At 55.6% G+C, this 13722-nt stretch carries 17 protein-coding genes; 5 read left to right on the top strand and 12 right to left on the bottom strand.

What is annotated here, in order from left to right; translation table 11 throughout:
• Window positions 1-3: 3 nt before the first annotated feature.
• On the top strand, window positions 4-1053 hold the full coding sequence (gene trhO / locus FND52_RS02425; RefSeq protein WP_144129204.1) for an oxygen-dependent tRNA uridine(34) hydroxylase TrhO: 1050 nt from the start codon (window positions 4-6) through the stop codon (window positions 1051-1053).
• A gap of 36 nt (window positions 1054-1089) precedes the next feature.
• Here trhO and FND52_RS02430 read toward each other — a convergent pair whose 3' ends face one another.
• The 10 genes from FND52_RS02430 to mdtH all read right to left on the bottom strand — a co-directional run bounded on the left by FND52_RS02430 (window position 1090) and on the right by mdtH (window position 8732).
• Window positions 1090-1665 (bottom strand): YceI family protein, encoded by a 576-nt coding sequence (locus tag FND52_RS02430; protein WP_125292142.1) that lies wholly within the window; start codon window positions 1663-1665, stop codon window positions 1090-1092.
• A 20-nt stretch (window positions 1666-1685) separates the two neighbouring features.
• Window positions 1686-2237: a cytochrome b gene (locus tag FND52_RS02435; RefSeq protein ID WP_144129205.1), complete on the bottom strand. Its 552-nt coding sequence runs from the start codon at window positions 2235-2237 to the stop codon at window positions 1686-1688.
• A gap of 234 nt (window positions 2238-2471) precedes the next feature.
• Window positions 2472-2585 (bottom strand): YceO family protein, encoded by a 114-nt coding sequence (locus FND52_RS02440; RefSeq protein ID WP_125292140.1) that lies wholly within the window; start codon window positions 2583-2585, stop codon window positions 2472-2474.
• Window positions 2586-2674: 89 nt separating this feature from the next.
• Window positions 2675-3796, bottom strand: a complete 1122-nt coding sequence (gene solA, locus FND52_RS02445) for an N-methyl-L-tryptophan oxidase (RefSeq protein ID WP_144129206.1) — start codon at window positions 3794-3796, stop codon at window positions 2675-2677.
• Between the two features lie 228 nt (window positions 3797-4024).
• Window positions 4025-4279: a biofilm formation regulator BssS gene (gene bssS / locus FND52_RS02450; RefSeq protein WP_125292138.1), complete on the bottom strand. Its 255-nt coding sequence runs from the start codon at window positions 4277-4279 to the stop codon at window positions 4025-4027.
• A 367-nt stretch (window positions 4280-4646) separates the two neighbouring features.
• Entirely contained in the window at window positions 4647-4892 is a 246-nt protein-coding gene (gene dinI / locus FND52_RS02455) for a DNA damage-inducible protein I (protein ID WP_125292137.1), read from the bottom strand.
• A gap of 81 nt (window positions 4893-4973) precedes the next feature.
• Window positions 4974-6020 (bottom strand): dihydroorotase, encoded by a 1047-nt coding sequence (pyrC, locus tag FND52_RS02460; protein ID WP_125292136.1) that lies wholly within the window; start codon window positions 6018-6020, stop codon window positions 4974-4976.
• 126 nt (window positions 6021-6146) lie between these two features.
• Window positions 6147-6707: a lipoprotein gene (locus tag FND52_RS02465; RefSeq protein ID WP_125292135.1), complete on the bottom strand. Its 561-nt coding sequence runs from the start codon at window positions 6705-6707 to the stop codon at window positions 6147-6149.
• Between the two features lie 107 nt (window positions 6708-6814).
• Window positions 6815-7462 carry a glutaredoxin 2 gene (gene grxB, locus FND52_RS02470; protein ID WP_125292134.1) on the bottom strand — a complete coding sequence of 216 codons (648 nt, stop codon included), beginning with the start codon at window positions 7460-7462 and terminating at the stop codon, window positions 6815-6817.
• A gap of 61 nt (window positions 7463-7523) precedes the next feature.
• Window positions 7524-8732, bottom strand: coding sequence for a multidrug efflux MFS transporter MdtH (mdtH, locus tag FND52_RS02475; RefSeq protein WP_125292133.1), 1209 nt, complete (start codon window positions 8730-8732; stop codon window positions 7524-7526).
• 244 nt (window positions 8733-8976) lie between these two features.
• Between mdtH and rimJ the strand changes: the two genes are divergently transcribed.
• From rimJ to murJ, 4 genes are all read left to right on the top strand, one after another.
• Window positions 8977-9561: a ribosomal protein S5-alanine N-acetyltransferase gene (gene rimJ, locus FND52_RS02485; protein WP_125292132.1), complete on the top strand. Its 585-nt coding sequence runs from the start codon at window positions 8977-8979 to the stop codon at window positions 9559-9561.
• Window positions 9562-9570: 9 nt separating this feature from the next.
• Window positions 9571-10218 carry a YceH family protein gene (locus FND52_RS02490; protein WP_144129207.1) on the top strand — a complete coding sequence of 216 codons (648 nt, stop codon included), beginning with the start codon at window positions 9571-9573 and terminating at the stop codon, window positions 10216-10218.
• A gap of 2 nt (window positions 10219-10220) precedes the next feature.
• Window positions 10221-11144 (top strand): Gfo/Idh/MocA family protein, encoded by a 924-nt coding sequence (locus tag FND52_RS02495; protein ID WP_144129208.1) that lies wholly within the window; start codon window positions 10221-10223, stop codon window positions 11142-11144.
• 108 nt (window positions 11145-11252) lie between these two features.
• Entirely contained in the window at window positions 11253-12788 is a 1536-nt protein-coding gene (gene murJ / locus FND52_RS02500) for a murein biosynthesis integral membrane protein MurJ (protein ID WP_144129209.1), read from the top strand.
• A gap of 47 nt (window positions 12789-12835) precedes the next feature.
• On the opposite strand, the gene flgN is transcribed toward murJ, so the two are convergent.
• Both flgN and flgM read right to left on the bottom strand, forming a co-directional pair.
• A complete protein-coding gene (gene flgN, locus FND52_RS02505; RefSeq protein ID WP_125292128.1) occupies window positions 12836-13258 on the bottom strand; it encodes a flagella biosynthesis chaperone FlgN in 423 nt (140 codons plus the stop codon).
• 4 nt (window positions 13259-13262) lie between these two features.
• Complete coding sequence (flgM, locus tag FND52_RS02510) at window positions 13263-13559, bottom strand: flagellar biosynthesis anti-sigma factor FlgM (RefSeq protein ID WP_144129210.1); 297 nt, start codon at window positions 13557-13559, stop codon at window positions 13263-13265.
• Between the last annotated feature and the right edge of the window lie 163 nt (window positions 13560-13722).

The following is a 13722-nucleotide window of genomic DNA, read 5'->3' on the forward strand; positions in this document are numbered from 1 at the left end:
ACCATGCCAGTGTTGCATAACCGCATTTCGAATGAGGAACTCAGGGCGCGTATGCTGGCGGAAACCGAGCCGCGCACCACAGTCTCATTCTATAAATATTTCACCATCGTTAATCCTCAGGCCACCCGCGACGCGCTGTACCAGGCGTTTGTTGAGCTGAAGGTATTTGGCCGCGTTTATCTCGCCAACGAGGGGATTAACGCCCAGATTAGCGTGCCGGCCAGCAACCTTGAGGCGTTGCGCGAACTACTGTACGGTTTTGATCCGGCGCTCAACGGCCTACGGTTGAATATCGCGGTGGATGATGACGGGAAATCGTTTTGGGTGCTGCGGATGAAAGTGCGCGACCGTATCGTGGCTGACGGCATTGACGATCCGCAGTTTGATGCCAGCGACGTCGGCGAGTACCTGAAAGCCGCTGAAGTGAACGCCATGCTCGACGATCCAGACGCGGTGTTTATCGATATGCGTAACCACTATGAGTACGAAGTGGGCCATTTCGAGAATGCGCTGGAAATCCCCGCAGACACCTTCCGCGAGCAGTTGCCGAAAGCCGTCGAGATGATGGAAGCGCATAAAGATAAAAAAATCGTCATGTACTGCACCGGCGGCATTCGCTGTGAAAAAGCCAGCGCCTGGATGCGCCATAACGGCTTTAAGCAGGTCTGGCATATTGAGGGCGGGATCATTGAATATGCCCGTCGCGCCCGCGAGCAGGGGCTGCCGGTGCGTTTCGTCGGCAAAAACTTTGTGTTTGATGAGCGAATGGGCGAGCGGATTAGCAACGACGTGATTGCACATTGCCACCAGTGCGGCGCGCCGTGCGATACCCATACCAACTGCAAGAACGACGGCTGCCATCTGCTGTTTATTCAGTGCCCGACGTGCACCGAGAAATTCAACGGTTGCTGTAGCGAGAAATGCCAGCACGAACTGGCGTTACCGGAAGAGCAGCAGCGTCAACTGCGTGCAGGGCGGGAAAACGGCGCGAAAATTTTTAATAAATCCCGGGGACGGTTGAATACTAAACTGGGCATTCCTGACCCCGAGTGACCTTTCCCCTCGCGGCACCCGCCGCGAGGGAACCGGTTATTTCTTCTGTACGCCTTCTACAGAGATAATCAGCTCAACATCCTGAGACGCCGGGCCCAGGTCGGTGGTGATATTAAAATCTTTGAGATGAATTTTACCGCTGGCCTCAAAGCCTGCGCGCTGGCCGCCCCACGGGTCGCTGCCCTGGCCGATTAATTTAGCATCCAGCGTTACCGGCTTAGTCACGCCGTTGAGGGTCAGATTGCCGGTAATATCCAGCCCTTCACCGTCTTTTTTCACTTCCGTCGAAGTGAAGGTCGCCTGCGGGAATTTGGCCACATTCAGGAAATCCGCGCTGCGCAGGTGCTTGTCACGCTCAGCATGATTGGTATCCAGGCTATTCGTGTTGATGGTGACATTCACTTTATCCGCTGCCGGGTTTTTCTCATCAAAGGTAAATGAGCCGTCGAAATCGCGGAACGTGCCGTACAGCCAGCTGTAACCCAGATGCTGAATGCGGAAATTAACAAAGGCATGCTGGCCCTGTTTGTCGATAACGTAATCCGCAGCCACGGCGGAACCGGTGGTAAATAACAGGGCACCCATAGTTAACCCCAGCAGGCTTTTTTTCATTGTCGCTCCTTAGTCCTTAGTTATGACGCTTTCCCGAGCATCCGCTTCAGGGTGGCATCTTTATCGATAAAGTGGTGTTTTAACGCGGCAAGCGCGTGTAAGACGGAAAAGATAACTACGCCCCACGCCAGCCACAGGTGGACCTGACCGGCGAGATCGGCCTGTACGCCCGCATCGCTGAGGGTGGCAGGCACCTCGAACCAGCCAAATACGCTGATGGGCTTGCCGTCGGCTGTGGAAATCAGGTAACCGCTAATCAGAATGGCGAAAAGCAGCAGATAGAGCAGGGCATGGCCAGCCGCCGCGGCGACGCGGGTAAACGCGGAGTAAGTCGCCAGGGCGCGTGGCGGCTTCGAAATCATGCGCCAGACTAAGCGAACCACCATCGCCATCATCAGCAGGATGCCGATGCTTTTATGGAGCTCAGGGGCGTCGTGGTACCAGCCATCGTAGTAGCTGAGGGTCACCATCCATAAGCCAAGCCCGAACATACCGTAAACGGTAAGGGCGATGGCCCAGTGTAAAATCACTGAAAGATGTCCGTATCGGGTGGGTGAGTTACGCCACTGCATTGTTGTGCGCCTGTTAAATTTTAAAGTTGCTGCAACAATGGCGTGAGCGCCAACCAAAAGCAATCCAAAAAAATGGAAGCAGTTCATCAAAGAAATTGAACGACAAAATAATGCTTAGCTAAGGCGTAATTTAGCGTTGTTTTGGCGTGGAATAACGGCGGAAAAGAGGCGGGAATCGTTAAATTTGCGTCAGTGGTTTGTCAATGTATGTCAATTTTATTGATGACAGACGCGTCAGAAAAACCAGATCCAGATCAGATCGATAATTGCCAGTAACGACCACAGCACCAGGTAAAGTACCAGATGCTCGCGCACGTTATTGACCAGAAAATGAAACAGCCGACGCATGGTTAAGCCCATTTGAGAAAAGTCAGCGGCATTATACCCGGTTACCGCGCCGTGAGGGGAATTACAAGGGTGGGAGCCCACCCTTGATATCAGGCATTTTTAAAGCGGCTCAGGGCGAAAGGCGAAAGATCGAACGGAGAGGCAACGTCTTGCGCAAACTGGCAGGCGATTTCACCCAGCACCGACGCGAACTTAAAGCCATGTCCGCTCAGGCCGGTAATCACCAGGGCATTAGGCGCGCCGGGTAGCGTATCGATAATAAAATCCTCATCCGGGGAATTATCATAAGTACAGGCTGCGCCATACAGACAGCCGCCAATACCCGGGAGGATATGCCGTAAGAACGGGAAAGCCTCTGCGCCATCGGTATGCACCGCGCCGAAAGGTTTACGTTGTTCAGGCTCGCTAATGATTTGTCCGCCGTTGTGCTTGCCGATTTTCAGCTCGTTATTGTCTGCGGGGAAACCATAAAACTGATCGCCATTGGGCAATTCGCCGGTAAACGCCGGAAAACGGTTATTGGTGCTGTAACGACCATCGGCCTGATACCAGGCGAATATCTTGCGCACCGCGGTAATGGGAAGCTCAGGGACCAGCCGCTTCACCCAGGTTCCGGCGCTCAACAGCAGTTTGCGGCCGCGAAAGGTACCTTCAGACGTATCGATACTGACGCCGTCCGCATCGGCGTGAATGGCCTGTACCGGGCAATTAAACAGCTGGGCGCAGCCCGCTTGTTCTGCCAGACGTATCCAGGCGGCGATAGCGGTTTCGCTGTGCAGCACGCCGGAATTGGGTTCGAACAGGCCGATAAAATCCGCCGGGACGGTGATTTCAGGCCAGCGGGCCATCAGCGCGGCAGCGTCGAGTTTTTCCAGCGTCAGGCTGAACTGCTGCGCGCTTTGCGCTACGTTCGACAGAAATTCGGAATGCGCTGGCCCAAGATTCAACACGCCGCTGCGGGTAAAGATTTTCTCGCCGCTTAGCTGCTGGAGTTCATCCCACAGCGCTTGCGCCCGCAGCACCAGCGGGACGTACTTTTCACCTTCGCCATAGGCATGACGGATAAGGCGTGATTCACCGTGATGGCTGCCTTCTTTATGCGGTGGATGAGCCGAATCGGTCATTAATACCTTCAGCCCCGCACGGGTGGCGTAATACCCGGCAGCGGCACCCACGGACCCGCTGCCAACAATAATGAGATCGTACTCCATGGACATTTTCTCCATTTGAGTGAAGGGAGTGCAGAGTAAAGAACCTGAGGAAAAGAAACAAGATTTACCCGAATAGTTAACAACCAGAATCGCGGGAAATATAACCAAAAGGCAGTGCGGATATGTTTGCGCAACAACGCTTAAGCAAAATTAATATAAGCGGCAGCAATCAGAATATTCATAAAATTAAGGCACCCGAAGGTGCCTGTCGATTAAAAGATAAGCAAACTAATGTTTGCGATAATCGTTTTCCTGGTAATCACTGGATTCTATTTTCGCAATGCCAGCTTCGAGAATCGAAATAAACTGGCGGGCTACGTCGGTGGTAAGCCACAGGGTTTGCCCAACTTCGGTGTCATCTTGATTAGGGCGATTTGGCGATTGATAGTGCAAACGTAGCATCAGCGCATCGTAGCTATCTACGGTGCTGATATCCCATCCTACAAGGGGATGCGTCTGAATAACTTCATTATTCTTTACCATTATAACCCCCTTTATCGTGTTTATAGACAACGTCGTTCGAGGTTCAATGCGTCTTTTATTGAAGCAATTTCAGTATATCAGTGGATTAGCGCCGACGTCTAAAAAATATATTTTCTGCAACACATTTTTTTAAACGGTGGAATTGTTTGAACAATAAAACGGCAACTTATTCGGATAAATAAGCGTTTGCAACACGGCAATACAGATAAAACTGAAAAGAGAATTGCGGTTAAGAGGATAATAAAAAGCCGGGCGGCGAGCCCGGAAATGCACAATGAGAGAATACTTTTTTATTTTCGCTATTCGAAATGCATCAACATACCGCAGCAGAAGTGTGCATAAAGCAGTATGTTGATACAACACGAATTCAGGGTGAAGAGAACCAGTCGTCAGCGCTTTCCCAGGTCTCCTGAAGGATCTCGCTGATGCGGTCTTTGTCCTCTTTCGCGCCGCCCAGCACCGAGAGATTATTGGCAGCGGCATAGCGCACGCTGACATGATTTCCGGTATCCGGAAAAGAATGTTCGATACGGCGCGTCAGTTCTGTGGTCAGCGCGTCAATCGCGCCGGGTGGTAATACGGTGGTTTTGGCTATGGTGACTTCAATACGCATGATCGCCCCCTGTTATTTATACTGGATATTTATACAGTTATCTTATCCAGGTTGCAACAGGGGGCAGAAAATATTTCTCTGTCAGCGTTTTACCGACCAGCGCACCGTTTCACCCGCCAGGAACGGAATCAGGGTGTCGTCGCTCAGGGCTATGCTCTGGGCGATAGTTTGCTCCTGTTTGACCAGCGTGATTTGCGCTTCATTCACCGGCAGGCCATAGAAACGCGGGCCGTTCAGCGAGCAGAACCCTTCGAAATGTTGCAGTGCGTTCATCTCTTCAAACACCGTGGCGTAGGCGCCCAGGGCGGACGGCGCATTGAAGCAGCCGGCACAGCCGCAGCTGGTCTCTTTTTTATGACGCGCATGAGGTGCGGAGTCGGTGCCGAGGAATACCCGGTCGCAGCCGCTGGCGACCAGCTCGCGCAGCGCCTGCTGGTGAACGCTGCGTTTTAAAATAGGCAGGCAATAGAGGTGAGGGCGCACGCCGCCAACCAGCATATGGTTGCGGTTAAACATCAAATGCTGCGGAGTAATGGTGGCGGCCAGCAGATCGTTGCCGTCGGCGACATACTGGGCGGCGTCTTTGGTGGTGATATGTTCAAACACCACTTTCAGGTGGGTCAGGCGCTGGCGCAGTGGCTCCATCACGGTTTCGATAAAGCGCGCTTCCCGGTCGAAAATATCGATATCAGCGTGGGTCACTTCGCCGTGAACCAGCAGCGGCATGCCGATTTTTTCCATTCGCTCCAGCACCGGCATAATTGCATCAATGCTGGTCACGCCATGGCTGGAGTTGGTGGTGGCATTGGCCGGATAGAGCTTGGCGGCAGTAAACACGCCTTCGTTAAATCCGCGTTCCAGCTCGTCGGCGTCAAGGGTGTCGGTGAGATAGCAGGTCATTAATGGTTCGAACGAATGACCGGCCGGTACGGCATCCAGAATACGCTGACGGTAAGCGCGGGCGGCGTCAACCGTGGTCACCGGCGGTGCCAGGTTGGGCATCACAATCGCGCGGCCATAGGTTTCGCTGGTATAAGGCACCACGATGTTCAGCATTTCGCCATCGCGTAAATGGACGTGCCAGTCGTCTGGGCGGCGGATGGTTAATTCCTGGGATGATACGGTCATGAGCGTGCTCCGGCTGGTGGGAAATCAGTCAACAATGGCTGGATTTATGCCGGGCACAAAGGATATGCGGAAACGTTTTCGTTTGCATCCTTTTTATTACGGGGGCGGTGGCTGCCCCCGCTTAGATCAATCGATAAACGGGATAACAATCTCGCCCGGTTTCACTTCAATGCCTTTGGCATACTGCTTCGCCAGCGCCTCGCCTTTGGTGCGGTCTTCACTCAACACGTATGCAGGCTGCTGGTTAAAATAGCTTTTTAATGACTGGTTAAGATACGGCGTCAGGGTCTTTAATACGCCTTCCATTTTCTGCGGTAGCACCTCTGCGCTGACCACTTCCATATCCTGTAAATAGATCGCCCCCTGCTCTTTATTAAACGTCGGCAGCGCCTTCAGGGTTAGCTTCATGGTGGCTTTCTGGTCGCCGAACAGCGAGGTTAAATCCAGATTGGCGTCACCGGTCAGGGTAACTTTATTCGGCTCCTGGCGGCCAATCTGGCTGGAGAGATTCGACAGCACGATATGCGCGTCGGCAATGCCCGGCAGGCCTATGTCTTTAGCAAAGTTATTGCGCTTCGCCAGCGCCTGGTTGATTTCCTGCTCGGTCACGGTGTATTGGGTTAATTGATTGCAACCTACCACCAGCATCGTCAGTAGCCCGACGAGTGCGATAACGATTTTTTTCATAGAGTTCCTCAGCGTTACGCCATCCTTAATCCCGGCAGCATCGCGCACTGAGGTGGAAAATAACAGGGGAAAAAACTGAAACGCCGGCGCGTCGCGCCGGCTCAGGCTTAAATCGCCATGGAGGTGAGCAGGTTAACCTGGGTCTGCTTCGCCATATTGTCGCGATAATCCGCCACGCGGGTCGGCCAGGTGATCCCCTGGACCAGCGTCAGGTTACGCAACAGCGGGAACAGATCGATATCATCCTCAGAGAGTTCGCCGTTGACCGCATTCGGCGCTTTGATGTGTTTATCCAGCGCGCGCAGATCGTCGCTGATATTTTTTATCAGCCCAGGCGAGTGGGCCAGATGCTCGTCAAACGCGCCAATGGACGCCTGCTTTTTCTCGGTAAAGTAAGCCCGGGCTTCCGGCGTGGAGAACTCGTCAAACGACGCTTTCGCCATACGCGGCAGCAGCAGACGATTGGCATACTCGTTGACTTTACGCAGCCAGGTGGCGATAGCCGGGTTACGCGCGCCCGTCAGCAGCGGCGTGCCGTCCAGCTTATCGACGTAATGCACGATATCCATACTCTCAGCCATATAGCGGCTGTCGTCTTTTTGCAGGATTGGTGCCATCTTCTGGCCAATCATTCGGGTGGGGGTATCAACATCGTCATTCATCAGGACGTTGAGCTCGACGGGGATATTTTTCAGCCCGAAAATCATGCGCGCTTTCACGCAGAATGGGCAGTGATCGTAAATATATAGCTTCACGTTTCTCCTCCATATGATGACCGTAACTTTCAGTATGGAGGAGAACAAAGCAGGGGGCAAATCAGCTACCCGGCTCCAGCATAGACGGATCGACGCGGCGCAGGCTGAACTGCCACCACAGCGCAAAGAAGGTAATTAGCCCCACCGCGCCCAGCATCGCCCAGGGCAGTTCCGGCTGGCCGAGCGTATGACCCATATCGAACAGCCAGCCGCCGCCCGCATAGCCAAACGCGCCGCCAATCGCCAGACCAAGACGGCTGAAGCCCATATAGCTGCCGCGCGCCCGGGCGTCCGCCAGCGAGGCGCTAAGCGTTTCCCGCGCCGGTTCGGCAATGATCGAACCGATATAAAATACGCAGATCAGCGTAAACAGCTGTTGCAGGGAGGCGGTTAAGCCCATCGGCACCAGGCTGAAAGTCATCAGCAGCAGACCCGCCATCAGACGCTGCTCAAGGCGGAAGCGCTTTTCGCTCCAGCGGGCGATAGGGTACAGCAGCGTCAGCGACAGCGCCGCTTCAATGGCGTACATCCACTTCACCGCCGCCGGCGTTCCGGCAATGTTGTTCACCATAATCGGCAGCATCAACATCACCTGCACCGCCAGCATGTAATAGCCCGCCAGGGTTAATACATAGGTGATAAAGCGCTTATCTTTCAGAACCCGACCCATGCCTTCGCGCATCGGCGTACGAATGGTGGAGAGCTTATAGGCGGGCAGCAGCCAGGCGTTCACTCCCGCGCACACCACAAACAGCACCGCACCCACGGCGCACACCAGGCGAAAGTCGTATTGCAGCAGCCAGCTGCCGAGCAGCGCGCCGATCACCGCCCCGGCGCTATCCTGCATCATCAGCAGCGAGAAGAAACGCCCACGCTGGTCCGGGCGCACCAGCTTCACCACCAGCGCCGAACGCGGCGGATCGAACAGCGTGCCGCCGATACCGGACAGGAAGCAGGAAAACCACAGCAGCCATGGCTCATGGGCGATCCCCATGGTGGCGAAACCTGCCGCGCGTAACAGCATCCCGGTAACGATCATCGGTTTGGCACCGAACCGGTCGGCAATCGCGCCGCCAAAAATCCCTAAACCCTGTTGCGTAAGCTGACGCAGGCCGAGCGCGATCCCAACCATCAGCGCGGCCCAGCCCATTTGGTCAACAAAACGAATCGAAATCAGCGGAAAAACAACGAAGAAGCCCAACACCACCAGCATATTGTCGAGCAGCAGGAAATATTTACCCAGGCTCCTTGCCTGCGAGACCCCAGCCATTTCCCCCTCCCGGGAAACGAAACCACAGAAAACCATTTTGCGGTGCCCGGTCACATTTTCCCATCGTCGAGGCGACAATATTTTTTTATCAATCTGTGAGATTGATTGATGACGTTAATCGAAACGCGATAACGACCTGAAAAAAGGCATGTTGCTGTTTTCACTGTTCTCCTGGCAACAGGTATAGTAAAAACATGGCGTGGCTAACGGGCGACGACAGAATGCCTGCAAGGAGTAACGACAGATGTTTGGCTATCGCAATAATGTGCCGAAAATACGCTTAGTGACCGACCGCCTGGTGGTGCGCCTGATTTACGAACGGGATGCCTGGCGGCTGGCGGACTACTATGCCGAAAACCGGCAGTTTCTCAAGCCCTGGGAGCCGATTCGTGACGAGAGCCATTGCTATCCGTCCGGCTGGCAGGCGCGGCTCGGCATGATCAATGAACTGCACAAGCAGGGCAGCGCGTTCTATTTCGCGCTGTTCGATCCCGATGAAAAAGAGATCTACGGCGTCGCCAACTTCTCCAACGTGGTGCGCGGCTCGTTTCACGCCTGCTATCTGGGCTATTCGCTGGGGGAAAAATGGCAGGGGCAGGGGCTGATGTTTGAAGCGCTGACCTCCGCCATCCGCTATATGCAGCGCACCCAGCATATTCACCGCATCATGGCGAACTATATGCCCCATAACCAGCGCAGCGGGGATCTGCTGGCCCGGCTGGGTTTTGAAAAAGAGGGCTATGCCAAAGATTATTTGCTGATCGACGGCGTCTGGCGCGATCACGTATTAACCGCATTGACTACCAAAGAATGGACCGCAGGTCGTTAAGGAGCCTCAATGAAATACCAACTCAGCGCCACCGAAGCCCGCGTGATTGGCTGCATGCTGGAAAAACAGGTCACTACGCCAGAGCAGTATCCACTGTCGGTTAACGGCATTGTCACGGCCTGCAATCAGAAAACCAACCGCGAGCCGGTGCTGAATCTCAGCGAATCCGAGGTGCAAAACACCCTGGATTTGCTGGTGAAGCGCCACTATCTGCGCACCGTCAGCGGGTTCGGCAATCGGGTGATGAAATACGAACAGCGCTTTTGTAATTCTGAATTTGGCGATCTCAAACTCAACAGCGCGGAAGTGGCGCTAATCGCCACGCTGCTGCTGCGCGGCGCGCAAACGCCGGGGGAACTGCGCGGGCGTACCTCGCGGATGCACGAATTTGCCGATATGGCGGAAGTCGAAAACACCCTGGAGCGGCTGGCAGCCCGTGAAGACGGCCCCTTTGTTGCTCGCTTGCCGCGCGAGCCGGGCAAGCGCGAAAGCCGCTATATGCACTTGTTCAGCGGCGATACGGTCATTCCCACTCAGGATGAAGAGAGCGTCAGCGCAAGCTCTGACGATCTGGCGCTGCGCGTTGAGGTGCTGGAAGCGCAGGTTCAGGAGTTGCAAACCCGGCTCGATTCCCTGTTAGCGCATCTCGGAGAATAATCATGGCCTTATTACGGGTAGGTATGGTGGGGCTCGGCGGCATCGCGCAAAAAGCCTGGCTGCCGGTGCTTTCTGCGGCCGCACGCTGGCAGCTGGCGGGGGCGTTTTCCCCGACGCAAGCGAAGGCGCAGCCGATATGCGACGCGTACCGCATTCCTTATATCGGGTCGATTGCCGAACTGGCGACGCGCTGCGATGCGGTGTTCGTGCATAGCAGCACCGCCAGCCACTACGCGGTGGTGAGCGAGCTGCTCAACGCCGGGGTTCACGTCTGCGTGGATAAGCCGCTGGCGGAAAACCTGTCGGATGCCGAGCGGCTGGTGGATCTGGCGGTGCGTAAAAAACTGACTCTGATGGTAGGCTTCAACCGCCGCTTTGCGCCGCGCTATCGCGAGCTGAAAGCGCGACTGGAACATTGCGCCTCGCTGCGGATGGATAAACACCGCGCAGACAGCGTTGGCCCGCACGATTTACGCTTTACCCTGCTGGATGACTACCTTCACGTGGTGGACACCGCGCTATGGCTGGCAGGCGGCGCGGCAGAACTGCAAAGCGGCGTCCTGCAAACCAACGATCGGGGTGAAATGCTGTATGCCGAGCACCACTTCGCCCATCAACAATTACAAATCACCACCAGCATGCATCGCCGGGCGGGCAGCCAGCGCGAGTGGGTGCAGGCGGTCACCGACGGCGGGCTGTATCAGGTCACCGATATGCGCGACTGGCAGGAAGAGCGCGGAGCAGGGATCGTTACCCAGCCCATTCCCGGCTGGCAGAGCACGCTTGAACAGCGCGGATTTGTTGGTTGTGCGCAGCATTTTATCGACTGCGTGGCAAATCAGACCATTCCCGAAACCGCAGGCGAACAGGCGCTGCTGGCCCAGCGGGTGGTTGAAAAGCTGTGGCGCGAGGCGATGGAAGAATAACCGCCTGTAACATCTGCCGCTAGAATTTCACCAGCGCTCGGGTAGACTAGGCGCTCGCTGAATACCTGACGCCTGCTTTGCAGGCGTTAGTGTTTGTGGAATGGAATAATGAACTTATTAAAATCGCTGGCTGCGGTCAGCTCGATGACCATGTTTTCCCGCGTGCTGGGTTTTGCGCGCGACGCCATTGTGGCACGCGTGTTTGGCGCAGGGATGGCGACCGACGCCTTTTTTGTGGCGTTTAAACTCCCCAATCTGCTGCGCCGTATTTTCGCTGAAGGGGCATTTTCCCAGGCGTTTGTGCCGATCCTGGCGGAATATAAAAGCAAGCAGGGGGAAGAGGCCACGCGGCTGTTTATCTCCTATGTCTCGGGCCTGCTGACCCTGGCGCTGGCGATTGTCACGGTGCTGGGGATTATTGGCGCACACTGGGTGATCCTGGTCACCGCGCCGGGCTTTGTGGACACCGCTGACAAGTTCGCGCTGACCGAACAGCTGCTGCGTATCACTTTCCCGTACATCCTGCTGATATCGCTGGCCTCGCTGGCCGGGGCGATCCTCAATACCTGGAACCGCTTCTCGGTCCCGGCATTCGCGCCGACGCTGCTCAACATCAGCATGATCGGTTTTGCGCTGTTTGCCGCGCCGTATTTCCATCCGCCGGTGCTGGCGCTGGCCTGGGCAGTGACGGTAGGCGGCGTGCTGCAACTGCTGTATCAGCTACCGCATCTGAAAAAAATCGGCATGCTGGTGCTGCCGCGCATTAATCTGCGCGATGCCGGCGCGATGCGGGTGGTGAAGCAGATGGGCCCGGCGATCCTCGGCGTGTCGGTGAGCCAGATTTCCCTGATCATTAACACCATTTTCGCCTCATTCCTGGTGTCGGGTTCGGTTTCCTGGATGTACTACGCGGACCGCCTGATGGAATTCCCGTCCGGCGTGCTGGGCGTGGCGCTGGGCACGATCCTGCTGCCGTCGCTGTCGCGCAGCTTCGCCAGCGGTAATCACGACGAATATAACCGCCTGATGGACTGGGGTTTACGGCTGTGCTTTTTACTGGCGCTGCCGAGCGCCGTGGCGCTGGGCATTCTGGCCGAACCGCTGATTGCCGCGCTGTTCCAGTACGGTAAATTCACCGCCTTCGACGCCGATATGACCCAGCGCGCGCTGATCGCCTACTCGGTGGGGCTGATGGGGCTGATCGTGGTAAAAGTGCTGGCACCGGGCTTTTACTCTCGCCAGAACATCAAAACCCCGGTGAAGATCGCCATCGTGACGCTGATTATGACTCAACTGATGAACCTGGCGTTTATCGGCCCGCTGAAGCACGCCGGGCTGTCGCTGTCTATCGGACTTGCCGCCTGCTTAAACGCCAGCCTGCTGTACTGGCAACTGCGTAAACAGAAAATCTTCCAGCCGGAGCCGGGCTGGGCGCGCTTTTTGACCCGGCTGATTATTGCGGTGCTGGTGATGGCGGGCGCGCTGATCGGCATGATGATGGTGATGCCTGCATGGGATATGGGCACCATGCCATACCGTATTCTGCGCCTGTTGGCGGTGGTGATCGTTGGGGTGGTTGCGTACTTCGCCACGCTGGCAGTGCTGGGCTTCAGAGTGCGGGATTTTGCGCGCCGGACGGCTTAGGTAGATTCAAAAACGGGCCTGACAGAGAGTCAGGCCCGGCAAAAAAATTAAATAGAAATCTTCTTCCCGCCGCGCACGGAGTTCGCTGTCTGGCCATCCGCGCCGTACAGAGTGGGTTCCTGGTGCGGTTTCAGTACTTCCAGCGCCTGCTGATTGCGGGCGATTTGCCCCTCCAGCAGCCAGCCGTTGTGCTGGTTCAGCGTGCGCAGCTGTTGCGTCGTCTCGGTGATTGCCTGCCAGCGTCCTGGCGCATCGTCATTGGCGCTGCGTCCGGCGTTCTGCTCCGCGCGGCGCTGCTGCTCCAGATAATCCAGCGTGGCCAGCAGCGAGCTTTTCTGCTCGGTAATACGTTGCAACGCACTGCCATTCACGTGGCCTGCTGATAATTGAAGTTGCTCGGCGTCCATCACCTCTTTCAGCGAGTTGAGGACAGCCGTCATTTGATCCAGCACTTCTGACAGACGACTCATACCATTATTTACTCTGCAGGAAACTCTGAGCTTCGTTAATTAGCGCATCGGCAATTTTGCCTGTGTCCATTTTGAGCTCGCCGTTTCGAATAGCGGTTTTGAGCGCTTCAACACGCTCCATATTGATATCACTGCTTCCAGCCTGCATCAGACGCGCCTGCGCGCCGCTGAAGGTGACGCTGGTGCTGGTGGCGGATGCGGTTTTATCCAGGCGATTAACGGGGACTTGTGCAGGCTCGGCCGCCTCGCGCGGTTGGACAGTGCCGATTGGTTTTAAAGGCGATGTGCGTTCTATGCTCATGTTCAATCCTCATCGAGGGGGCTCGTGGCTGTGAGCCTGTCTTATCATTTGTTGATATTTTATCGGCAGCCGCAGCAAAATCTTTACACCCATCATTACGCTTACCCGCGAATTAATGACCAGAAAGAATGCGTTACTCTACGGTCCCGGCTACCGGCGCCAG

Origin of the sequence: Atlantibacter subterraneus, assembly GCF_007570865.1 — a bacterium.
In the GTDB taxonomy this organism is placed as follows: Bacteria; Pseudomonadota; Gammaproteobacteria; order Enterobacterales; family Enterobacteriaceae; genus Atlantibacter; species Atlantibacter subterraneus.